The organism is Herbaspirillum frisingense (assembly GCF_047325095.1).
Lineage (GTDB): Bacteria > Pseudomonadota > Gammaproteobacteria > Burkholderiales > Burkholderiaceae_D > Herbaspirillum > Herbaspirillum frisingense.
Genome location: NZ_CP168558.1, coordinates 1,753,129 through 1,776,458, shown reverse-complemented (window position 1 = coordinate 1,776,458; position 23,330 = coordinate 1,753,129). Strand labels below are relative to the sequence as shown.

Sequence of the window (23,330 nt, the reverse complement as noted above, 5' to 3'; positions counted from 1 at the left end):
GTCGGAAATACAGGGTGAGCAGGGTGAGCAGGGTGGGTAGGATGGCCGGCAGCGGCAAGCACGGGCCAAAGGCAAAATGATAAGCCAGTTTCCCACCGGCTGCGCATGAAAGAAAAACGCCGGCGCCGCAGAAGCGGCCACCGGCGTGCTGTTCCAGCCTCTGGTCAGGCGCGGATCAATCCACGCGGGCCAGGTTCAGGTTCAGCTGCGAACGGACTGCATCTTCCAGTGCCGGCTTGGGATTCTTGCGGGCATATTCGATGCGGTCCAGGTATTCCTGGGTGATGTCGCCGGTGATGTAGTGACCGTCGAAGCAGGATGCCTCGAAGTTGCGCAGGGCCGGGTTGGAGTCGGCAATGGCGCGCTTCATGGCTTCCACGTCCTGGTAGACCAGGGCATCGGCGGTGATCTCGCGGCACACTTCCTCTTCGCTGCGGCCGAAGGCGATCAGCTCGTCGCGGGTCGGCATGTCGATACCGTAGACGTTGGGGAACTTCACCGGCGGCGCGGCCGAAGCGAAGATCACGTTCTTGGCGCCGGACTCGCGCGCCATCTGCACGATTTCGCGGCTGGTGGTGCCACGCACGATGGAGTCATCCACCAGCAGCACGTTCTTGCCCTTGAATTCGCTGCCGATGGCATTGAGCTTCTGGCGCACCGACTTCTTGCGCAGGGCCTGGCCCGGCATGATGAAGGTACGGCCGATGTAGCGGTTCTTGATGAAGCCTTCGCGGTACTCGATACCCAGCTTCAGTGCCAGTTCCATGGCGGCCGGACGCGAGGAATCGGGGATCGGCATGACCACATCGATCTCGCCGTGCTTGAACTGCTTGCGGATCTTCTCGGCCAGGAACTCGCCCATCTTCAGGCGGGCACCATAGACCGAGGCGCCGTCGATGATGGAGTCCGGACGCGCCAGGTAGACGTATTCGAAGGCGCAGGGGTTCAGCGTCGGGTTCTCGGCGCATTGCTGGTTGTACAGCTTGCCGTCGTTGTCGATGAAGATCGCTTCACCCGGGTTGACGTCGCGCAGGAAGCGGAAGCCCATGCCTTCCAGGGCCACCGATTCGCTGGCCATCATGTATTCGATGCCCTTGTCGCTTTCGTTGAAGCCCAGGCACATCGGACGGATGCCGTACGGATCGCGGAAACCCAGGAGGCCATAACCGGCGATCTGCGCCACCACGGCGTAGGAGCCGCGCACGCGCTTGTGCACCATGGCCACGGCCTTGAAGAGTGCGGCCGGGTCCAGCGAGTAGCCGGTGGTGGCCTGCTGGATTTCGTGGGCCAGCACGTTCAGGAGCACTTCGGTATCGGAATCGGTGTTGATGTGGCGGCGATCGTTCTTGAACATCTCGATCTTCAACTGTTCCGCATTGGTCAGGTTGCCGTTGTGCGCCAGGATGATGCCGAAGGGGGCATTGACGTAGAACGGTTGCGCCTCTTCTTCCGAGGAAGAGCTGCCAGCGGTCGGGTAACGCACCTGGCCGATGCCGGTGTTGCCAGGCAGCGAGCGCATGTTGCGGGTACGGAACACGTCGCGCACCAGGCCATTGGCCTTGTGCATCGAGAAACCGTTGCTGTGGTTGGTTGCGATGCCCGCTGCATCCTGGCCGCGGTGCTGCAGCAGCAGCAGCGCGTCATACAGCATCTGGTTGACGGGGCTATGAGAGACGATACCGACGATGCCACACATGGTGGACTCCTAACGAAGAACGAAAACGAAAATGAACTACGACTGCAACCGACGACCAATGCACCCTGCCACGGGATCTGCCCGCGGCAGCGGCATCAGACAGGGGGTGAAAAATTCACATGCTCGGCCAGTTTTTCCGGCAGGTAGGGCAGCACGGCCTGGGCAGCCTGTTCAACCCAGGGGCTGAACCTGGCCTCTTTCCAGAACGGCTGTTGCGGAATCGAGGTCGTGCCGCACAGCAATGCCACCGCCACCACCAGCAGGACGCCACGCGCCACGCCGAAAATACTGCCCAATGTCCTGTCCAGCATGGTCAGGCCCGTGGCCTTGACCAGCTCACTCAATGTCTTGGCCACCAGCGCCATCAACAGGCGCGTCCCGATGAACAAGGCCACGAAGGCGACGATGAGTCGCGTCAATTCGCCCGGCACCACGTCCGGCAGCATCGTCGAAAGCGCCTCGCCATACATGTTGGCCACCACCAGCGCCACGATCCAGCCAGCCAGCGACAACACCTCGCGCACCAGTCCGCGCAGGGTGCCGATGATCACGGAACACGCCAGGATCAGCAGCACCAGGTAGTCAAATATCGTCACGATGACAACAATATGCGGCTATCTGCAGCCAATTTCAAGCAGGAACAATAGTAGCATTCAAGCCCAGCTTCTTGATTCGGCTTCCCATGCGCTCGGCTTCATCGCGGCTGCCGAAGGGACCGACGCGGATGCGCGTGCGTTCGCCGGCCTGGGTCGCGATCTTTTGCGTGTAGGAGTGAATACCTGCTGCGTTGAGCTTGTTGCGCAATTCATTGACCTTGTCCTGGGTCGCCAGCGCGGCGACCTGGATGACAAACTTGCCCCCGGTGGCGGCCGGCTTCTTCTCTGCCGGCGCAGCAGCGGCACCGCCAGCTGCACCGGACTTGCCTTCCAGGATCGCCAGCGCACGGGCCGAATCGTCATGGGCGGAGGGCGCTGATGCCGGCGCGGTGGAGGCTGGGGCCGGGGCCTTGGGCTTGGCGGCTTCCTTCTTCGGCTCTTCCTTGTGCTCGACCGCGATAGTCTTCTTTTCCTCGACCTTGGGCGCAGGCTTGTCGATCACCTTGGGGGCCACGGCCGCCACGGGCGGGCTGGCCGGCTGTGCGGCCGGGGCAGTGGCGGGTTCGGGCGCGATGCTGGCCGGCTCGACGATCTCTTCCTTCTGGTCCAGCGAGGCCTGCTTGGCGTCCCCTGCCGAGGCCGGGACCGGAGCCGGAGCCGATGTACCGGCCGAGGCCGCCTGGTCCTTCGAGGGGATCTGGATGGCGATATCGTCGTTGAGCGGCTTGGGCTCGGAATCGAGGATCATCGGCAACACGATCACCACCGCCAGCGCCAGCGCGACGGCACCGATCAGGCGGCGGCGCGCACGTTTCTTTTCCGGCAACAAGGGATCGGCGGTGGCGTCCTTGCCTGCCTTGGCCCGTCCCCCTGCGGCGCGGCCGGAGGTATTGGCGGCGCTACGGCTGCCGCGGCTGCGAATGACGGAAGATTGCTCGTCGGAACGCGAACGGAAAGTACCTTGGTCGGAAGCAGAGTCCTGCTTGTTTTTGCGGAAAAACGAGAACAAGCCCATGCGGAGTCGTCTTGAATTGATCTGAAAATATTGGAAAAACTGCCCGCCCCCACAGGTCGGGGCGCCGCCCGGCGTGGCGGCCGGCTCCGGAAATCGGGTACGGGTTCAGTGCAGACCGGGGCGGCGCGCCTGCATGACGCCGGCCACGGTGAGGAAGGACCCGAAAACCACAATTCTATCATTCTCCCCTGCTCTGCTTAATGCATTTGCATACGCGTCGGCCGGCGAAGTGAAGGTTTCGATGCTGCGCGCCGCGTCCCGCCTGAATTCCGGCGCCACGCCGGCACCCAGCAGGGCGTCCTTGAGCTGTTGCGCAGTGGCCGCGCGCGGCAGCGGCAGGTCGGTCACGCACCAGTGGTCGATCTTGTCCTTCAGATGACCGATGACGCCTTCGATGTCCTTGTCCAGCATGGAGCCGAACACCGCATAGGTGTAGGGGTGAAAGCCCATGTTGTCCAGGTTCTGCGCCAGTGTGGCGGCCGCATGGGGGTTGTGCGCCACGTCCAGGATCACCAGCGGCTGGCCCGGCAGGACCTGGAAGCGGCCCGGCAGCTCCACCGTGGCCAGCCCGGTGCGCACTTCCTGCGCACCTACCGGCAAGACTTCACGCAAGGCTTCCAGCGCGGCCAGGGCGGCCGAGGCGTTCAACAGCTGGTTGGCGCCGCGCAGGCTGGGATAGGCCAGCGAATTGCGACGCATGCCGCGTCCGCCATAGGCCCACTGCTGCTTGTCGCCCTGGTAGTTGAAGTCGCGGCCCATCAGCCACAGGTCGGCGCCGATCTTCTCGGCATGCGCGATCAGGGACTTGGGCGGCAGCGGGTCGCCGCACACGGCGACCTTGCCGGGACGGAAGATGCCGGCTTTCTCGAAGCCGATTTCTTCGCGGGTCTCGCCCAGGTATTCGGTATGGTCGATGTCGATGCTGGTGACGATGGACACATCGGCATCGATCACGTTGACCGCATCCAGGCGGCCACCCAGGCCGACCTCCAGGATCACCACGTCCTGCCCGGCATCGGCCAGCAGCTTCATGATGGCCAGGGTGGTGAATTCGAAATAGGTCAGGGAGATGTCACCGCGCTGCGCCTCCACCGCCTCGAAGGCCGCGATCAGTTGCGCATCGCTGGCCATGTCGCCGCTGATGCGGGCGCGTTCGTTGAAGTGCAGGAAATGCGGCTTCATGTACAGGCCCACGCGATAGCCGGCGCGCAGCAGGATCGATTCCAGCATGGCGCAGGTGGAGCCCTTGCCGTTGGTACCGGCCACCATGATGACCGGGCAGTCGAACCGGATGTCCAGCTTCTGCTTGACCTGCATGACCCGCTCCAGGCCCATGTCGATCTGCTTGAAGTGGCGTTGTTCCAGCAGGGCCAGCCATTCGCTCAAGGTGGCGGGGGTGGCAGGGCTCGGGGAAGCTTGGGAAGTCATGGCGCGTCTCGGTCGGTGAAGCTACAGCACAAAAACGAAATACGGATTACTGGACAGCTGTTCCGAATGAGGATGACACAAGTGTCCGTTAGTCCTGAGTAGCGGCATTGCCGCGTATCGAAGGCGCCCCGTCCTGGTCCTTCGGCAAGCGCGGGAGCGCCTTCGATACGGCCCTGACCGGGCCTACTCAGGCCGAACGGTAGTCAGACATTCGGAACATGCATGAAAAAACAAGGCCCGGATTTGCACTTCTGCAAATCCGGGCCTGAAGTATATCCGCTTATCAGGAAACCGTTTCGGCGGCCTGGTTTTGCAGCAGGGCCAGCAGACGGGCGATTTCCTCGCGCATCTTGCGGCGGTCGACGATCATGTCGATGGCGCCCTTGGTGACCAGGAATTCGGCACGCTGGAAGCCTTCCGGCAGTTTCTCACGCACCGTGTTCTCGATCACGCGCGGGCCGGCGAAGCCGATCAGGGCCTTGGGTTCGGCCATCACCACGTCGCCCATGAAGGCGAAGGAAGCCGAGACACCACCCATGGTCGGGTCGGTCAGCACGCTGATGAAGGGCAGCTTCTTTTCCGACAGCTTGGTCAGCATGGAGGTGGTCTTGGCCATCTGCATCAGCGACAGCAGGCCTTCCTGCATGCGGGCGCCGCCGGTGGCGGTGATGCAGATGAAGGGAACCTTCTGTTCCAGTGCCGCCTGGGCGCCGCGGGCGAAACGCTCACCCACCACCGAGCCCATGGAACCGCCCATGAATTCGAATTCGAAGCAGGCCACGACAACCGGCAGGGTCATGATGGCGCCGCCCATGACCACCATGGCATCGGTTTCGCCGGTGGATTCCATGGCGTCCTTGAGACGGTCGGGGTACTTCTTGCTGTCCTTGAACTTCAGGGTGTCGACCGGCAGGGCTTCCTGGCCGATCTCATAGCGGCCGCCTTCGTCGAGCAGGGCATCGAGACGAGCGCGGGCGCGGATGCGCATGTGGTGGCTGCATTTGGGGCAGACGTGGAGATTGGACTCCAGGTCGGTACGGTACAGCACGGCCTCGCAGGAGGGGCATTTGACCCACAAACCTTCCGGGATGGCCTTGCGGCTGGTGGAGCCGCGTTGAATCTGGGGTGGCAGTAACTTCTCGAGCCAGCTCATAGATACCTCATAGATTTTTCCGGTGGCGCGCATTGTACCAGAGCCGACCGGGGCGGGACGTAAAGTACGGTCATGCTTTCCATCCGGCAAGAAATGAAGGATAGGCGGCTTGCGCCTTATCAAAAGACAAAGCCTCCGGGCGCAGTTCAGTGCCCCCGGAGGCCTTCTGTCCGATTACTCCTGCCGGCCAGGCTCAGGCATCAAGCGCCTGGCGAATACCGGTGACGAAGGTCTGCACCGCCTCGCAGGCTTTCTCCTGCGGGGTATTTTCCAGCTCGGCGATGATGCGGCTGCCGATCACGACCGCGTCGGCCACGCTGCCCACGGTGCGGGCGGTGGCGCCGTCACGGATACCGAAGCCCACGGCGATGGGCAGCTTGACGTGCTGGCGGATGGCGGCGATACGTTCGGCCACTTCGGCGGTGTCGATATGGCCGGCACCGGTCACGCCCTTGAGCGAGACGTAATAGCAGAAGCCGCTGCTCACGGCCGCCACCTGGCGGATGCGCTCTTCCGACGAGGTCGGGGCCAGCAGGAAGATCGGGTCCATGCCATTGGCCTGCATCTTCTGGGCGAATTCTTCACATTCCTCGGGCGGATAGTCCACCACGATGGTGCCGTCCACGCCGGCCTCGCTGGCAGCGGCGATGAAGGCATCCACGCCGAAGCGTTCGATGGGGTTGGCATAACCCATCAATACGATGGGGGTATGGGTATTGGTCTTGCGGAATTCGCGCACATATCCCAGCACATCATGGGTGCTGATGCCGAACTTCAGGGCCCGCTCGCAGGCGCGCTGGATCACCGGGCCTTCGGCCATGGGGTCGGAGAACGGCACACCCAGTTCGAGGATGTCGACGCCGCCGGCCACCAGCGCGTGCAGCAGCGGCACGGTCAGCTCCGGGGCCGGGTCGCCGGCGGTGATGAAGGTGATCAGGGCCTTGCGCTTCTGCTCGGCCAGTTGGGAAAAGGTAGTCTGGATTCTGGACATGATGGTGAAGTATTTTGTCGAACCAGCCGGCCACCCGTCGGGCAGCCGGCACGCGTCAGGCAGGGGCGGCGATCAGCCCTGGCGCTGTTGCACGGTATGCATGTCCTTGTCCCCACGGCCGGACAGGTTGACCAGCACGATCTGATCCTTGGGCAGGGTCGCCGCCAGCTTGGCCGCATGGGCCAGGGCATGGCTGGACTCCAGCGCGGGGATGATGCCTTCGATGCGGCAGCAGGTGTTGAAGGCCTGCAGCGCCTCCTCGTCGGTGATGCAGGCATAGCTGGCGCGACCGCTGTCCTTGAGCCATGCGTGTTCCGGCCCCACGCCCGGATAATCCAGGCCGGCCGAGACCGAGTGGGTCTCGATGATCTGGCCATTGGCATCCTGCAGCAGGTAGGTGCGGTTGCCGTGCAGCACACCGGGCGAGCCCAGGGTCAGCGAGGCCGAATGGCGACCGGTATCAAGCCCGTCACCGGCGGCTTCCACGCCGACCAGCTTCACATCGGCATAGTCGATGTAGGGATAGAAGATACCCATGGCATTGGAGCCGCCACCGACGGCCGCCACCACGTAGTCCGGCTGGCGCGAGGCGATCTCGGGCATCTGCTGGATGCACTCGTTGCCGATCACCGACTGGAAGTCGCGCACCATCATCGGGTAGGGATGCGGGCCGGCCACGGTGCCGATGATGTAGAAGGTGGTCTCGACATTGGTGACCCAGTCGCGCATGGCTTCGTTGAGCGCATCCTTCAGGGTCTTGGAGCCGGATTCCACCGGCACCACCTTGGCGCCCAGCAGGTTCATGCGATACACGTTCTGCAGCTGGCGCTTCACATCTTCCGCGCCCATGTAGACGATGCATTCCATGCCGAAACGCGCACAGATGGTGGCCGTGGCCACGCCGTGCTGGCCGGCACCGGTCTCGGCGATGATGCGCTTCTTGCCCATGCGCTTGGCCAGCAATGCCTGGCCGATCACGTTGTTGATCTTGTGGGCGCCGGTGTGGTTGAGGTCTTCGCGCTTGAAGTAGATCTGCGCACCGCCGGCCTGCTCGGACCAGCGCTTGGCGTGGTACACAGGGCTGGGACGGCCGACGAAATGCTTCAGTTCGGTGTGGAATTCGGCGAGGAATTGTTCATCGTGCTGGTAACGGGCATAGGCCTCGCGCAGCTCGTTCAGGGCCAGGGTCAGGGTTTCGGAGACGAAGCTGCCGCCGTAGGGGCCGAAGTGGCCACGCGCGTCCGGCAGGTTGTAGTGGGCCGACTGGTGCAGGGCGGCGACGGGAACGGCCTGGCGCTCGGCAAAGCTGCCGAGGGGGTTCAATTCTTTCATGGGTTTCCTCTGAATCTCGTACTGCGTACTGTATGGGGAGTGCTACGCCGGGGTAGCGTCCGCCAGACGCACGGCCTGGATGAAGGCCTCGATCCTGGCGGCATCCTTGATGCCCTTGGCGGCTTCGACACCACTGCTGATATCGACCGCGTAGGGACGAACGCGGGTTACCGCCTCAGTGACGTTGTGTACGCTCAAGCCACCACTCAAAACGGCCCGAGGCGCGAGTTCTTTTGGAATGAGAGACCAATCGAAAACCTTTCCACTGCCGCCGTACTCCTCGACCAGGGTGTCGAGCAGCAGTCCGGTGAAAAACGGACTGGCGGAGCGATATGCCTGTTCATATTCTAACAAATCCGAGGGCTGCGTCGAACTTCCTATTCTGGCCGCACGCATGAAGGGTCTGACAACGGCGCGGGCGATCGCGGCACAGTGCTCGGGCGTTTCGTCGCCGTGGAACTGCAATATCGTCAGGGGCGCCTCGGCCAACACCTGTTGCACCTCTTCCAGGGTCGGGTTGACGAACAGGCCGACGATGCTCACCAGCGGCGGCACCGCCCGCGCCAGCTCGCCGGCACGTTGCGGCGTGACATAGCGCGGGCTTTTTGGATAGAACACCAGGCCCAGCGCATCGGCGCCAGCGGCCACGGTGGCACGGACATCCTCTTCGCGGGTCAGTCCACAGATCTTGATACGGGTACGCAAGCTCATCGATATTGCCTTTTTGCAAGAATTTCAGGGGTGCGCGCAGCGGCCCAACGCGCTACAGCCAGGGCCAGGAGCGATTCTCCTGCGGCAGCGCCCAGGCATCCGGATAGTCTACCCGCGCCAGGTAGAGGCCGTCCGGCATGAAGGTCGGGGCGGCCCGGCTGCGGTCGCGCAGGGCCAGCACCTGCCCTATCCACTCCGGCCCCTGCTTGCCGCTGCCGACCACGATCAGCGAGCCGACGATGTTGCGCACCATGTGATGCAGGAAGGCATTGGCCTTGAGCGTGAAGACGATCATGTCGCCATGGCGACGCACGGCGATGCTTTCCATCTTGCGCACCGGCGACTTGGCCTGGCACTCCACGGCCCGGAAGCTGGTGAAATCGTGCTCGCCAATCAGGTGCTGGGCCGCGCGGTGCATGCGGTCAGCGTCCAGCGGGCGGAAGGTCCAGCCGGCCTTGCCGGCCAGCAGCGGCGAACGGACCGCATGGTTGTAGAGCACGTAGTGATAGGTGCGGGCGATGGCCGAAAAGCGCGCATGGAAGCCGAACTGGGCCAGCTGCGCCGCCCCTTCGCGCTCGGCGCCATGCAGCGCGGCGACCTCGCCAGTGCCGGCACCGGCGCTGGCATTGGCAATGGCCGCGTCATCCACGTAAGGCAGCTCGCAGGCCCAGCGCACCGCGATCGTCGGCGGCAGGAAGGCATTGGTGCCGCGCACCCAGGAAAAGCTGTCGCGGGCGATGGCGGTGTCGAAATGGACCACCTGCTCCAGTGCATGCACGCCGGAGTCGGTGCGGCCGGCACAGGTGGTGGCGATGGGCTGGGTGCTGAAGCGCAGCAGGGCCGCTTCCAGCTGATCCTGCACGGTCTGGCGGTGCGGCTGGGTCTGCCAGCCCTGCCAGCAGGCGCCGTCGTATTGCACGCCCAGTACCACGCGGCGCAGACCGTCGGCTTGGGGGGGAATGTCTGTCATGGTGATCACTGCAGGCCGCCCTTGCGCTGCTTGCCAGGCTCAGGCGGCACGATGAAAACAAACGGGCAGCTCATGCGAGCTGCCCGCGAGATGAAGCTATTGTAATCGCTGGCCGTGGGCTTCAGCCCAGGGCGGACATCATTTGCTTGGCACGTGCGATCTGGGCATCGTTGCCGCCGCGCATGACTTCTTCGAGCAATTCGCGAGCACCTTCCTTGTCGCCGATTTCCTCATAGGCGGCGGCCAGGTCGAGCTTGGTAGTCATCTCGGCCTCGAAGGCGGACTCTTCATCTTCTTCCAGCAGGTTGGTGGACGCTGGCGCTGCGTCCTCCTCCGGCAGGCTCAGGTCCAGATCGGCCAGATCCGTAGCGGGAGCGGGAGCAGGTGAAGCGGGCGCCTCATCCAGGCTGTCCAGCAGCGTCGATGCCGAGGCGGCGCCGCTCGACGCCGGCAGGATGGGCTCGTTGGCGTCGGGCTTGGCGCCGTTTTCCAGGTCCAGGTCGAAATCGATGTCCTTGCCCAGGTCCATGGCCGCGCCTGCCGGCGGGGTCGGCGTGGCTTGCAGCTCGGCGCCCTTGAAGTCGCTGAGGTCGAACTCCATGCCCTGCTCTTCCTCGCTGCCGAGGATCGGTTCCTCTTCGGCGGGGACACCACCGTACAGCGGATTGGTGGGATCGACTTCCAGGCCCAGGGCTGCGGCCTTGACCCAGGTTTCGTTGAGCCCACCGCTGAGCTGATGCAGGTCGAGCGCGACCTTGTTGAAGTTCGCCACATCGCCGCGCTTGGCATAGATTTCCAGCAGCTTGGCGTGCAGCGCCTGGCGCTCGGGCGTTGTCTGCAGGGCCAGCTTGAGAATGTCCTCGGCCTGCTCGTCACGGCCATAGGCGATGTACATGTCGGCTTCGGAGATCGGATCGACCGGCTCTTCCGGAACCACGGCGGCCACCGGAGCAGCCTCCTCGACCACGGGCGCGACGACCGCTACGGTCGCCGGAACCTCGGGTTCTGCTTCAGGCTCCGCCTCAGCCACCGCTGCCGCAGCCGCAGCCGCTGCTGCAGGTGCAGGCGAAGCAGGCTCGGGTTCGACGGCAGGTTCGACGGCGCCTTCCTCGGACTTCTTCTTGCGACGACGCATGGCCAGCACACCACCACCGGCGGCCAGCAGCGCGACCAGCACACCGGCACCGATCAGGAAGGCGGGATTTTCCTTCACCTTGTCAACGAAGCTGCCACCGTTCTTGTCTGCCGGTTTGGCGCTGGCTGCCGGCGGCGTAGTCGACGAAGCGACTGCTGCAGCCGGCGCCGTTGCAGGTTCAGGCGCAGGGGTTGCGGGCGCATCGGCCGGCTTGTCCTCGGCCTTGGGTGCGGCGGCGTCGGCGGCCGGCTTGGCGGCTTCGCCCTCCTTCGGTTGTTGCGCGCTCAGTTCGGCGATGGTCTTGTTCTTCAGCTCCAGCAGTTTCTGGAGGTTGTCGACGTTCTTTTCCAGGTCCTTGACGCGGTCATTGGCCTCGGCCAGCGCGCGCTCGCTGGCGGCCTTGTCTTCGGCCGCCGCGCGGGCGCGGCCGGTCTTGCCATTGCCCTTGTGGGCGCGGGACAGCTCCAGGCGATCACGCGCCGACTGGGTGCCGGAACGTTCTTCCACCCGCGTGGTGATCTTGCCGCCGCCACTCTGGCGGCTGGTGCCGGGCTTGCCGGCCGGTGCGTTGGCGACCTGGCCGGCCAGCTTGTTGCGGTAGGCGTTGAAGTCCTGCGCCTGCGCCACGACCATGCCGCGTGCCTCATCGCGGTCGACGGCGGCGGCAGTGGGCTGATCGGGAATGCTGAGGATCCTGCCGGCGCGCAGGCGGTTGATGTTGTTGCCCTGGAAGGCGTCGGGATTGGCGCGATACAGGGCGATGAGCATCTGGTCCAGCGAGACATTGGCCGGCTGGTTGCGGGCGGCAATCGCGCCCAGGGTATCGCCCTGCTTGACGCGGTAGTCGGCGCTCTTGCCGGCAGCAGCCGGCGCAGCGGCCGCTGACGGATTAGCCCCTGCCGGCTGGGCCACCGTCCCCGTGGCGCTTTGCGTCGCCGGACGGGAAGCGGCAAGCGCATCCGGGCTGGCCGAGGCCGGGGTATCGGCAGGCGATGCCTGCTGGCGACGGATCAGTTCCTCGGCCAGGGCCGATGGTGCAGGCCGCTGGACGATGGTGGTCGCGGGCTCTTCGCCGCTGACCGGGATCGGGGTGCTGCTGGCGGCAGGAGCGGCAGCGGGTGCGGCAGCCTGTGCTGGTGCGGGGGTCGGCGCGGCAGCGGCGGCCGGTGCAGCCTGGGCAGCGGTTGGTTCAGAATCGGCAGCCGGGGCAGCCGATGCAGCCGGCGCAGCAGGCGTGGTCGCCGCAGCAGGGGCTGTGGGGGCGGCCGCAGCGCTTGCTGCAGCCTCGCTACGGGAGGACGAACCGTTGGTCGCGCCGGCATTACCCGGCGTCAGCGGTGCCACCTGGGCGTTGCGCGGTGCCTTGCTGTCAGGTGGATCAAGCAGGAAAGTATATTCACGCAGCAGGCGGGAATCGCCCGCGCTCAATTCCATCAGGAGGTCGACAAACGGATCACTGACCGGTTGGGAAGAGCTGATACGGATGAAGTGACGCCCCTGGCGCTGTTCGACCACGAAGGATAGCGAACCCAGTACCGGGTTGTAATCCATGTTGGCGCGGCGGAAGGCCTCGGCCGGTGCCAGGCGGGCCGACAGCTTGCCGGCCTCATCGGCGCTCACGGAAGTGACCTCGATCTCGGCCCGCAACGGCTGGCCCAGCGAGGACAGCACGGTCAGCTTGCCCAGTCCGGCCGCTTGCGCACCCAGCGGCAAGGCCAGGGCCAGCGCAACGGCGGCGCTCAGGGTCTTCATCTGGGACAGGGGAAGCTTCTTGTTAGTATTCAGAGGCATGTTTTATATGGCTTAGAGAAACGTTCCGCTTGAAACCCGTCACGCTCGCGTTCAACCCGGTGGAAGCCGTGAATGGGGCATGTGCCGCGCAGCCTTGCTGTGGGCCGTCGCTGCTGCTGTCCCTGCAGCCCTTGCTGTCTTGAAAGCATTGTTTTGCAGCTCAGGGAACGGAAATGCAGATCCATTTCATCAAATCCAGCAGGCGCCCGGCGGTGGCGCTGCCATGTTGGTTTTCATGAAATGAATGGGCTTTTCAAATTAACATCAAGAACTTACACCCGCAAGTGTACTTAACTTCTCAAGATGAGAAAAACCCGCCAGCTTCTCCCTGGGGAAAAGCTGGCGGGCTATTGTTGCAGACTGACAACGGGATAGGCAAGCCCTATTCGCATTGCAGCAACGCACGGCGGTTGCCGGCCGGATATTTTCCGGCCGTCGCATTACTCCAGGTTGCCCAGGATGATGCGCAGCATGCGGCGCAGCGGTTCGGCCGCACCCCACAGCAACTGGTCGCCGATGACGAAGGCGGAAATGTATTCCGGGCCCTGGTTCAGCTTGCGCACACGGCCCACGCCGATTTCCAGGCCGCCGGTGATGGCTGCCGGGGTCAGTTCCTTGACCGTGATGGCGCGGTCATTGGGAACCCACTTCACCCACTGATTGCCGGCGCGAATGATGGACTCGATCTCGGCCAGGGGCAGGTCGCGCTTCAACTTGATGGTCAGCGCCAGGCTGTGGCAACGCATGGCACCGATACGCACGCACAGGCCGTCGACCGGGATGATCTTCTCGTTGCCGAGGATCTTGTTGACTTCGGCCTGGCCCTTCCACTCTTCCTTGGACTGACCGTTTTCCAGCTGGGCGTCGATCCAGGGGATCAGGCCGCCGGCCAGCGGTGCACCGAAGAACTCGGTGGGCACGTCTTCACGGATGGTCTTGGCAACCTTGCGGTCGATGTCCAGGATGGCCGAAGACGGTGTAGCCAGCTCTTCGGACACGGCGGCGTTGATGACGCCCATGCCCTTCAACAGTTCGCGCATGTGGTTGGCGCCGCCACCGGAGGCTGCCTGGTAGGTCATGGAGCTGACCCACTCGACCAGGCCTTCCTTGAACAGGCCACCCACGCCCATCAACAGGATGGAGTTGGTGCAGTTGCCACCGATGTAGTTCTTCACGCCCTTGGCCAGTGCGTCCTTGATGACGTTGTTGTTGACCGGGTCCAGCACGATCACGGCATCATCCTTCATGCGCAGCGAGGAGGCGGCGTCGATCCAGTAGCCGTCCCAGCCGGCTGCACGCAGCTTGGGGAAGATCTCGTTGGTGTAGTCGCCACCCTGTGCGGTAATGATGATGTCGCATTTCTTCAGCTCATCGATGCTGTTGGCGTCTTTGAGCGTCGTTGCCGTTTTGGCAAACGACGGCGCTTTGCCGCCCGCATTCGAAGTCGAGAAAAATACCGGTTCGATGTGATCGAAATCACCCTCGTCCTGCATGCGTTGCATCAGGACCGAACCCACCATTCCACGCCAGCCAACCAAACCAACCAGTTTCATCATCTTTCCCTATTTAGAACATCCATGGTGAACAACTCAGATTGAACACATATGCGCCGGACCATCCGGCATTCCAGGCGCCCCGCCCTGCCCGGCTTGTGCGGGTAGACGAGGCACTGAGCTTACGCGAGGGCCTTGACCACGGCCTCGCCCATCTGCTGGGTGTTGACCTTGGTGCAGCCTTCTTCATAAATATCGGCGGTGCGCAGACCTTGCGCAAGCACTTTCTTCACGGCGTTCTCGATGCGGTCGGCCTGTTCGGCACGGTTCAAGGAGAAACGCAGCATCATCGCCGCCGACAGGATGGTCGCCAGCGGATTGGCGATACCCTTGCCAGCGATGTCCGGTGCCGAGCCGTGCGAGGGCTCGTACAGGCCCTTGTTGTTGGCATCCAGCGAAGCCGAGGGCAGCATGCCGATGGAACCGGTCAGCATGGCGGCGGCGTCGGAGAGGATGTCGCCGAACATGTTGCCGGTGACGATGACGTCGAAGTTCTTCGGCGCCTTCACCAGTTGCATGGCGGCGTTGTCCACGTACATGTGCGACAGCTCCACGTCCGGGTATTCCTTGCCCACTTCGGTGACGACGTCTTTCCAGAACTGGAAGGTTTCCAGCACGTTGGCCTTGTCCACGCTGCACAGGCGCTTGCCGCGCTTGGCCGCGGCCTGGAAGGCGACATGGGCGATACGGCGGATTTCCGGTTCCGAATAGCGCATGGTATCAAATCCTTCACGTGCACCCTTGAAAGGGCCGTCCGGCGCTTCGCGCATGCCACGCGGCTGGCCGAAATAGATGTCGCCGTTCAGTTCGCGCACGATCAGGATGTCCAGGTTGGCCACCAGCTCGGGCTTCAACGACGAAGCACCGGTCAGTTCCGGATAGCAGATGGCGGGACGGAAGTTGGCAAACAGCTGCAGGTGCTTGCGCAGGCCCAGGATGGCCTGCTCCGGACGCAGGGCGCGCTCCAGCTTGTCGTACTTCCAGTCGCCGACTGCGCCGAAGAGGATGGCGTCGGCTTCCTTGGCCAGCTTCAGGGTGCCATCCGGCAGCGGGTGGCCGTGGGCCTCGTAGCCGGCGCCGCCGACCGGGGCCGATTCCATCTCGAACTTCTCGTCCAGTGCATTGAGCACACGCACGGCTTCATCGACGATTTCAGGACCGATGCCGTCGCCCGGCAGGATAGCAATCTTCATGGCTTCTCTTTCTCAGTTATGCAGCGAATTCGGGTTATCAATGACAAGGGCGGTCATCTGACCGCCCTTTGCTGTTGTTTCAACGATCCTGTCAGATCGTGTTGCTCAGCCAGGGCTGTTCGTGCAGGTGTTTCTCTTCGTAGGCACGAATGGTGTCGGCTTTGCGTAGGGTCAGGCCAATGTCGTCGAAACCGTTGAGCAGGCAATACTTGCGGAACTCGCTGATCTCGAACGGGAAGGCCTGGCTGCCATTGGTGGTGCTGACGACCTGCTTTTCCAGGTCGATGACCAGGCGGTAACCCGGGAAGGCCTTGACTTCATTGAACAGGTGATCGACCTGTTGCTCGGTCAGGACGATGGGCAGCAGACCGTTCTTGTAGCAGTTGTTGAAGAAGATGTCGGCAAAGCTGGGCGCGATCACCGCGCGGAAGCCGAACTGGTCCAGCGCCCACGGCGCGTGCTCGCGCGAGGAACCGCAGCCGAAGTTCTTGCGCGACAGCAGGATCGAAGCGCCCTGATAGCGCTCCTGGTTGAGCACGAAGTCCGGGTTCAGCGGGCGCTTGCTGTTGTCCATGCCCGGCTCGCCATGATCCAGGTAACGCCATTCGTCGAACAGGTTGGGGCCGAAGCCGCTGCGCTTGATCGACTTCAGGAACTGCTTAGGGATGATCGCATCGGTATCGACGTTGGCGCGATCCAGCGGCGCCACCAGTCCTTCGTGCAGGATAAATTTATTCATGGTCTTGACCTTGGGTCGGACGGGCGATCCGGCCGCCCAGTCCTTCCTGATTTCTGTTCAAAAACTGAAGCGACGGGCCACATGGCCCGCTTCCGGCGCTTACAGCGAGCGCACATCCACAAAGTGACCGGCGATGCCGGCCGCCGCGGCCATGGCCGGGCTCACCAGGTGGGTACGGCCACCGGCGCCCTGACGGCCTTCGAAGTTGCGGTTCGAGGTCGAGGCGCAGCGTTCGCCCGGTTCCAGGCGGTCGGCGTTCATGGCCAGGCACATGGAGCAGCCCGGTTCGCGCCACTCGAAGCCGGCGTCGCGGAAGATCTTGTCCAGGCCTTCGCGCTCGGCCTGTTCCTTGACCAGGCCGGAGCCCGGCACCACCATCGCCAGCTTGACGTTGGAGGCGCGGAACTTGCCGCGCACCACCTTGGCGGCTTCGCGCAGGTCTTCGATGCGGGAATTGGTACAGGAGCCGATGAAGACCTTGTCGATGCGGATATCCTCGATCGGGGTATTGGGCTTCAGGGCCATGTAGGCCAGGGCCTTTTCCATGCCGTCGCGCTTGGTGGCATCCTTTTCCTTGTCCGGATCGGGGACGCGGGCATCCACGGCCACCACCATCTCGGGCGAGGTGCCCCATGTGACTTGCGGCCTGATGTCGGCAGCATTGAGCGTGACCACCATGTCGAACTTGGCACCCTGGTCGGAATGCAGCGTGCGCCAATAGGACACGGCGCGCTCCCAGTGCGGGCCGGAGGGCGAATAAGGACGGCCCTTGAGGTAGTTCAACGTGGTGTCGTCGAAGGCCACCATGCCGGCACGGGCACCGGCTTCGATGGCCATGTTGCAGACCGTCATGCGGCCTTCCATGGACAGCGAGCGGATGGTCGAGCCAGCGAATTCGATCGCATAACCGGTACCACCGGCCGTGCCGATCCTGCCGATGATGGCCAGCACGATGTCCTTGGCGGTCACGCCGGCCGGCAGTGCGCCGTCGACCTGGACCAGCATGGACTTGGACTTGCGCGCCAGCAGCGTCTGCGTGGCCAGCACGTGTTCCACTTCTGAGGTGCCGATGCCATGGGCCAGCGCGGCGAAGGCGCCGTGGGTGGAAGTGTGCGAGTCACCGCAGACCACCGTCATGCCTGGCAGCGTGGCGCCCTGCTCGGGGCCGATCACGTGCACGATGCCCTGACGCTTGTCGTTCATGCCGAAGTAAGTCAGGTTGTATTCCTTGGCGTTGCCGTCCAGCGTCTCCACCTGCAGGCGCGAGATGGGGTCGGCGATGCCGTGGGCGCGGTCGGTGGTGGGGACGTTGTGGTCCGCCACCATCAGGTTGGCCGAATTGCGCCAGGGTTGACGACCGGCTAGCTTGAGGCCTTCGAAGGCTTGCGGGCTGGTCACTTCATGGAGCAGGTGGCGGTCGATATACAGGATGGCGGTGCCGTCATCTTCCGTATGAACGACGTGCGACTCCCAGAGTTTGTCGTAGAGCGTCTTGAGCATGTTGCGGTCCGGCGGAACTGGAAAGGGGTGCTGATCGGGAAAAATAGCTTTTGATTATGCCATAAAGCGAAGGGTCTGACCTCCTTGCCGTGTTTTCCGCCGCGTCGCCACAACAGGCAATAATGCTGCAAGGCAGCAGAAAAAACGCAGAAGTTGCGGCCCACATGAAAAATCCGGCATTTCCCCATTCGGTCGGGGCCATGCCGGATTGCGATACCGTCTGCAGCGAGCTTCAGCGCTCAGCGCTTGCGGGTCTGCTGGTACAAGGGATCGACGCGCTGCGCATAGACCGTCAGGTCGGCAATGCGCTCGCTGCTGGAGGGGTGGGTGGACATGAACTTCATCGGCTCGTCCCCTCCCAGGCTGGCCATCTTCTGCCACAGGGTCACCGCCGCCTTGGGATCGTAGCCGCCGCGTGCGGCCAGTTCCACGCCGATGCGATCGGCCTCGGTCTCGTTGGCGCGCGAATTGGGCAAGCCCATCAGGCCCATGTAGAGATACTGGCCACCCTGCTTGCCCACGTCGCCCAGCCCCAGCAGGGCCGCACCGATGGAAATGGCCGAATTGGCCACCACCTGCTGCGAGGCGCGCTCGCGGGCATGCTCGCGCAGGGCGTGGGCGATCTCGTGGCCCATCACGGCGGCCAGTTCATCGTCAGTGATCTTGAGCTTGTCGATCAGGCCGGTATAGACCGCGATCTTGCCGCCCGGCATGCACCAGGCATTGGTTTCGTCCGAGGTCAGGACATTGACTTCCCAGTTCCACTTCAGCGCATCGGGGCGGAACACCCCGGTCTGCGGGATCAGGCGATTGGCGATGGCGCGCACCCGCTGCACTTGCGCGGCGTTGCGGTTGAGCAGGCCCTTGCTCTTGGCCTCGGCCAATACCTGCGCATATTCCTTGCTGGATGCCGCTTCCATCTCGGCCGAGGACACCAGCATCTGCTGCTTGCGCTCGATGCCCACGGCACCGCCCTGGGTGGTCTGTACGGTCTCGCATGCCACCAGGCCCACCAGGGCTGCGGCCAGCAGACTGTTCTTGATGATAGGTTTGAGCTTCATGCCCGCCTCCATTGAATAATTGATCTTGATTCCGGGTCAGCCGGTGGGCAGGCCTGCACGCGCCCGCCCACCGTGAGCGGCTTCGACCCGGACAGCCGCAAATTGTTTCAGGCAGGAAAAAGCCGGCGACCGCTTGCGCGATGGCCGGCTTGCGCTCGGTCCTGCCCGGTTCAGCGCAGCGCCGGTGTATCGACCTTCACATCACCGCACTGGGCGCGGTTGCGCAAGGCGTGGTCCATCAGCACCAGGGCCAGCATGGCTTCGGCGATGGGCGTGGCGCGGATGCCCACGCAGGGGTCATGGCGACCGAAGGTTTCCACCGCGATCGGCTGGCCGTTCTTGTCGATGGAAGGGCGCGGGGTGCGGATGCTGGAAGTGGGCTTGATGGCAATGGAGGCCGTGATGTCCTGGCCGGTCGAGATGCCGCCCAGGATGCCGCCGGCGTTGTTGCCGACGAAGCCTTCCGGCGTGAGCGCATCGCCGTGCTCGGACCCCTTCTGCGCCACCGAACGGAAGCCGGCACCGATCTCCACGCCCTTGACGGCGTTGATACCCATCAGGGCAAAGGCGATCTCGGCGTCCAGCTTGTCATACAGCGGCTCGCCCAGGCCGACCGGCACGTTCTGCGCCACCACGTCGATGCGCGCACCGATGGAGTCGCCGTCCTTGCGCAGGGCATCCATGTAGCCTTCCAGGCGCCCGATGATGCTGGCATTGGCGGCGAAGAAGGGATTGTGGGGCACATGCTCCCAGGATTCGAAGGGGATCGCGATCTCGCCCAGCTGGCTCATGCACCCCTTGAAGGTGGTGCCGTACTTCTCGAACAGCCACTTCTTGGCGATGGCCGCCGCGCCCACCACCGGTGCGGTCAGGCGTGCCGAGGAACGGCCACCGCCGCGGGGATCGCGGATGCCGTACTTGTGCCAGTAGGTGTAGTCGGCATGACCGGGACGGAAGGTGTCGAGGATATTGCCGTAGTCCTTGCTGCGCTGGTCCTGGTTGCGGATCAGCAGCGCAATCGGGGTACCGGTGGTCTTGCCCTCATAGACACCGGAGAGAATCTCGACGGTATCGGGCTCCTGGCGCTGGGTGACGTGGCGCGAGGTACCAGGCCGACGACGATCCAGTTCCGGCTGGATATCGGCTTCCGACAGCGTCATGCCCGGGGGGCAGCCATCGATCACGCAGCCGATGGCCGGGCCATGGGATTCGCCGAAGGTGGTGACGGTGAAGAGCGTGCCGAAGGTATTGCCGGACATGATGGAATTCGCGCAAAAGGGGAGAAAGACGCGATTTTACCAGCCCCGGGCGCCGCCGACGAGCCACGGCGCCCTCCACGCCTGCAGCCTACTTCCAATCGCCGCGCAGTTCGCGCACCTTTTCCTGCAGCAGCTCGGGGCTGACCTGCTCGGCCGGGATGGGCTCGCCGGCCACCAGCTCCAGCCGCGAGAACAAGCCGCGCCGGAAGGTGCGCGTGACCGGGTTGCTGGGATCGCGCGAGAACAGGCTACCCCACAAGCCGCGCAAGGCCAGCGGCACCACCGGCACCGGGCTGCGGTCGATGATCTTCTGCACGCCGCCCCGGAAGGGGTTGAGCTCGCCATCACGCGTCAGTTTTCCCTCAGGGAAGATGCACACCAATTCACCCTCGTGCAAGGCCTGGGCGATATCGACGAAGGCCTTCTCGGTCAGCCAGGGGTCGGCCTTGACCGGTGCAATCGGGATCGCCCGCACATTGCGGAACAGCCAGGCCATCACCGGGATCCGGAAGATCTGGTAATCCATCACGAAGCGCACCGGGCGGGGGCTGGCCGCCATGATGGCGATGGCGTCGACATAGCTCACATGGTTGCACACCAGCACCGCCGCGCCCTGGTCGGGAATGGCCTGGCCATTGACGATGCGCACCCGGTAGAAGGTATGGATCAACAGCCAGGCCAGGAAGCGGATCAGGAATTCCGGCACCAGCGAGAAGATGTAGACCGCCACCACGCCGTTCATGATGGCCGTAGCCAGGAAGATCTGCGGAATCGTCATCCCTGATTTCAGCATGACCATGGCCACCAGCGCCGACACCACCATGAACAGCGAATTCATGATGTTCATCCCGGCGATGGTGCGCGAGACGTGGGCCGGATCGCAGCGGGTCTGGATCAGCGCAAACAGCGGCACGATGTAGAGCCCGCCGAACAGGCCGATGCCCAGGCAATCACCGAGGATGCGCCAGCTGCCGCCATGCGCCAGGAAACCGCCCAGGTCCAGCATCGCCGCCGGCGTCACGTAGGCCTGGCTGGCAAAATACAGCTCCAGCCCGAAGACCGACAGGCCGATGGAGCCGAAGGGCACCAGCCCGATTTCCACCTTGTGGCCCGACAGCCGCTCGCACAGCAGCGAACCCACGCCGATGCCCACCGAGAACACCGCCAGCAGCAGCACGAAGACGCTGTGGTCGCCGTGCAGGTAGTTCTTCGCATAGACAGGGAATTGCGCCAGCATGATGGCGCCATAGAACCAGAACCAGGAATTGCCCAGCAAGGAGAGGAACACCGGCCGGTTGCGGCGCGAGAAACCGAGATTGCGCACCGTTTCCGTGAAAGGATTCCAGTTCACCCTCAGCTCCGGCGCCGGGGCCGGCGAGAGTGGAATGCGCAGGCTGGCCAGCCAGCCCAGCACGGCAATGCCGATGGTCACGCCAGCCACCAGGTGCAGCCCCCAGGGCTTGTGCACCACCAGCACCGCGCCCAGGATTTCCCCCAGCAGGATGCCGACGAAGGTCCCCATCTCGATCAGGCCATTGCCGCCGATCAGTTCCTCCCGCTTCAACTGCTGCGGCAGGTAGGCATACTTGACCGGCCCGAACAGGGTGGAATGGATGCCCATGCCGACCACCGCCGCAATCAGCAGCCACAGGTGGTGCGTCATCCAGCCATAGGCGGCGATGCCCATGATGACGATTTCCAGCAGCTTCACGAAACGCGCCACGCGGCCCTTTTCCAGCTTGTCCGCCAACTGGCCGGAGGTGGCCGAGAACAGGAAGAACGGCAGGATGAACAAACCCGGAATCAGGTTGTTGAGCAGGCCCGGATCCATCTCGGTCCAGGACAGGGCGTCATAGGTGAGGATGGTCAGCAGCGCGGTCTTGAAGACATTGTCGTTGAGCGCGCCCAGGAACTGGGTCCAGAAGAAGGGAGCGAAACGCCGTTGGGAGAAAAGCGAGAACTGGCTGTTCTTTTGCATGGGCAATCAGGTCAGGGAAACGGAACGCGCAGCCTACGCAGGCCGGGCCGAAATGACAACAACCTCAATGGACAATAAAAAACCGCTCCAGCAGGAACGGTCAGGACCAGGCCGCCTGCGGTGGCAGGCGGCGTCAGCGCAGGAAACGGCAACCGCGACAGCGACGCTCAGGCGTTGCCTTCGCGCTCTTCTTCCTCGGCCGGCCAGTCGCGGATGTAGGCCTTGAGCATCTTGTTCTCGAAGCCTTGCGCATCCAGCACGGCCTTGGCCACGTCGTAGAAGGACATCACGCCCAGCACGGTGCGCGCTTCCATCACGGGCACGTAGCGTGCGTGCTTTTCCAGCATGATGCGGCGCACTTCGTTCAGATCGGTATCGGGGGTGACGGTGATGGGGGCGTCGTTCATGTGCTTGCGCACGGTCGAGCCACCCAGGGCGCCGCCGTTCTTGTGCAGCGTCAGCAGCACTTCGCGGAAGGTCAGCATGCCGACCAGGTCGCCATATTCCATGACCACCAGCGAGCCGATGTCTTTCTCTGCCATCGCGGCGACCGCCTCCTGAATCGGGGTGTCCGGCGTGACGGTGAAGAGAATGTTGCCTTTGACCTTGAGGATTTCAGAGACTTTCATGATGTCGTCCTAGTTGTATGAAGCTGTTTTGACTGTAGGCGATGACGCCCGGAAAATCCAATTCATGGGGGCAACAGGATAACTGATCCTGGATGCCGCCGCTGGCGGGGGCGCGATGCATGCACATGGTACGGTCAAGCGCGCCCTTTGGGCAACCGGCAATCGCGCTGCCATGCAGTATTTCCAGCAATCATGCGAAGCTTGCTTCAGCACAAGGTTTGCATATGCGCGCTGCGCTGACTAAGCTGGAATCGTCAGGATCACCTGGAGAAGCCCATGGCCGCCACCCTGCCCGACCGACACTACGCCAGCTTCAGCGAGTTCTATCCGACCTACCTGAGCGAACATGCGCACCGGGTCAACCGGCAGTTGCACTTCCTGGGGTCGACGCTGGCACTGCTGAGCCTGTTGCTGCTGCTCATCACCCACCAGTGGTGGTGGCTGGCGGTGGCCCTGTTCTGTGGTTACGGCTTTGCCTGGGTCGGGCATTTCATGGTGGAGAAGAACCAGCCGGCCACCTTCCGCCATCCCCTGTATTCCTTCATGGGCGACTGGGTCATGTACTGGCAGATGCTGACCGGGCAGGTCTCGTTCTGAGCG

19 protein-coding genes are annotated in these 23,330 nt (G+C 63.6%); 1 reads left to right on the top strand and 18 read right to left on the bottom strand.

Features of this window, described 5'->3' with window-relative positions; translation table 11 throughout:
- Positions 1 to 175: 175 nt before the first annotated feature.
- The 18 genes from purF to ACEOAC_RS08080 all read right to left on the bottom strand — a co-directional run bounded on the left by purF (position 176) and on the right by ACEOAC_RS08080 (position 22,730).
- Positions 176 to 1,696 carry an amidophosphoribosyltransferase gene (purF, locus tag ACEOAC_RS08165; protein ID WP_413445124.1) on the bottom strand — a complete coding sequence of 507 codons (1,521 nt, stop codon included), beginning with the start codon at positions 1,694 to 1,696 and terminating at the stop codon, positions 176 to 178.
- A 95-nt stretch (positions 1,697 to 1,791) separates the two neighbouring features.
- The gene (locus ACEOAC_RS08160; RefSeq protein WP_241813229.1) at positions 1,792 to 2,292 is read right to left on the bottom strand and encodes a CvpA family protein; all 501 of its coding nucleotides are present in this window, start codon (positions 2,290 to 2,292) and stop codon (positions 1,792 to 1,794) included.
- 34 nt (positions 2,293 to 2,326) lie between these two features.
- Entirely contained in the window at positions 2,327 to 3,307 is a 981-nt protein-coding gene (locus tag ACEOAC_RS08155) for an SPOR domain-containing protein (protein WP_413628780.1), read from the bottom strand.
- A 105-nt stretch (positions 3,308 to 3,412) separates the two neighbouring features.
- Positions 3,413 to 4,735: a bifunctional tetrahydrofolate synthase/dihydrofolate synthase gene (gene folC, locus ACEOAC_RS08150; protein ID WP_039874898.1), complete on the bottom strand. Its 1,323-nt coding sequence runs from the start codon at positions 4,733 to 4,735 to the stop codon at positions 3,413 to 3,415.
- Positions 4,736 to 5,018: 283 nt separating this feature from the next.
- A complete protein-coding gene (gene accD / locus ACEOAC_RS08145) occupies positions 5,019 to 5,888 on the bottom strand; it encodes an acetyl-CoA carboxylase, carboxyltransferase subunit beta (RefSeq protein ID WP_077236336.1) in 870 nt (289 codons plus the stop codon).
- 193 nt (positions 5,889 to 6,081) lie between these two features.
- The gene (trpA, locus tag ACEOAC_RS08140; RefSeq protein ID WP_006462715.1) at positions 6,082 to 6,879 is read right to left on the bottom strand and encodes a tryptophan synthase subunit alpha; all 798 of its coding nucleotides are present in this window, start codon (positions 6,877 to 6,879) and stop codon (positions 6,082 to 6,084) included.
- A 72-nt stretch (positions 6,880 to 6,951) separates the two neighbouring features.
- Entirely contained in the window at positions 6,952 to 8,211 is a 1,260-nt protein-coding gene (gene trpB / locus ACEOAC_RS08135; RefSeq protein ID WP_102663382.1) for a tryptophan synthase subunit beta, read from the bottom strand.
- 42 nt (positions 8,212 to 8,253) lie between these two features.
- A complete protein-coding gene (locus tag ACEOAC_RS08130; RefSeq protein WP_077236334.1) occupies positions 8,254 to 8,922 on the bottom strand; it encodes a phosphoribosylanthranilate isomerase in 669 nt (222 codons plus the stop codon).
- 52 nt (positions 8,923 to 8,974) lie between these two features.
- Entirely contained in the window at positions 8,975 to 9,892 is a 918-nt protein-coding gene (locus ACEOAC_RS08125; RefSeq protein ID WP_241813227.1) for a tRNA pseudouridine synthase A, read from the bottom strand.
- A 121-nt stretch (positions 9,893 to 10,013) separates the two neighbouring features.
- Positions 10,014 to 12,818 (bottom strand): FimV/HubP family polar landmark protein, encoded by a 2,805-nt coding sequence (locus ACEOAC_RS08120; RefSeq protein ID WP_413628779.1) that lies wholly within the window; start codon positions 12,816 to 12,818, stop codon positions 10,014 to 10,016.
- 440 nt (positions 12,819 to 13,258) lie between these two features.
- Complete coding sequence (asd, locus tag ACEOAC_RS08115) at positions 13,259 to 14,371, bottom strand: aspartate-semialdehyde dehydrogenase (protein ID WP_006462720.1); 1,113 nt, start codon at positions 14,369 to 14,371, stop codon at positions 13,259 to 13,261.
- A 122-nt stretch (positions 14,372 to 14,493) separates the two neighbouring features.
- Positions 14,494 to 15,564, bottom strand: a complete 1,071-nt coding sequence (gene leuB, locus ACEOAC_RS08110) for a 3-isopropylmalate dehydrogenase (protein WP_006462721.1) — start codon at positions 15,562 to 15,564, stop codon at positions 14,494 to 14,496.
- Between the two features lie 91 nt (positions 15,565 to 15,655).
- Positions 15,656 to 16,303: a 3-isopropylmalate dehydratase small subunit gene (gene leuD / locus ACEOAC_RS08105; RefSeq protein WP_006462722.1), complete on the bottom strand. Its 648-nt coding sequence runs from the start codon at positions 16,301 to 16,303 to the stop codon at positions 15,656 to 15,658.
- A 99-nt stretch (positions 16,304 to 16,402) separates the two neighbouring features.
- Positions 16,403 to 17,803, bottom strand: coding sequence for a 3-isopropylmalate dehydratase large subunit (gene leuC, locus ACEOAC_RS08100; protein WP_413444574.1), 1,401 nt, complete (start codon positions 17,801 to 17,803; stop codon positions 16,403 to 16,405).
- Positions 17,804 to 18,042: 239 nt separating this feature from the next.
- On the bottom strand, positions 18,043 to 18,864 hold the full coding sequence (locus ACEOAC_RS08095) for a M48 family metallopeptidase (protein ID WP_241813225.1): 822 nt from the start codon (positions 18,862 to 18,864) through the stop codon (positions 18,043 to 18,045).
- 170 nt (positions 18,865 to 19,034) lie between these two features.
- A complete protein-coding gene (gene aroC / locus ACEOAC_RS08090; RefSeq protein ID WP_413444573.1) occupies positions 19,035 to 20,123 on the bottom strand; it encodes a chorismate synthase in 1,089 nt (362 codons plus the stop codon).
- A gap of 88 nt (positions 20,124 to 20,211) precedes the next feature.
- Positions 20,212 to 22,101, bottom strand: coding sequence for an MFS transporter (locus tag ACEOAC_RS08085; RefSeq protein ID WP_413444572.1), 1,890 nt, complete (start codon positions 22,099 to 22,101; stop codon positions 20,212 to 20,214).
- A 167-nt stretch (positions 22,102 to 22,268) separates the two neighbouring features.
- On the bottom strand, positions 22,269 to 22,730 hold the full coding sequence (locus ACEOAC_RS08080) for a CBS domain-containing protein (RefSeq protein WP_006462727.1): 462 nt from the start codon (positions 22,728 to 22,730) through the stop codon (positions 22,269 to 22,271).
- A gap of 276 nt (positions 22,731 to 23,006) precedes the next feature.
- Between ACEOAC_RS08080 and ACEOAC_RS08075 the strand changes: the two genes are divergently transcribed.
- Entirely contained in the window at positions 23,007 to 23,327 is a 321-nt protein-coding gene (locus ACEOAC_RS08075) for a DUF962 domain-containing protein (protein WP_006462728.1), read from the top strand.
- Positions 23,328 to 23,330: the final 3 nt, after the last annotated feature.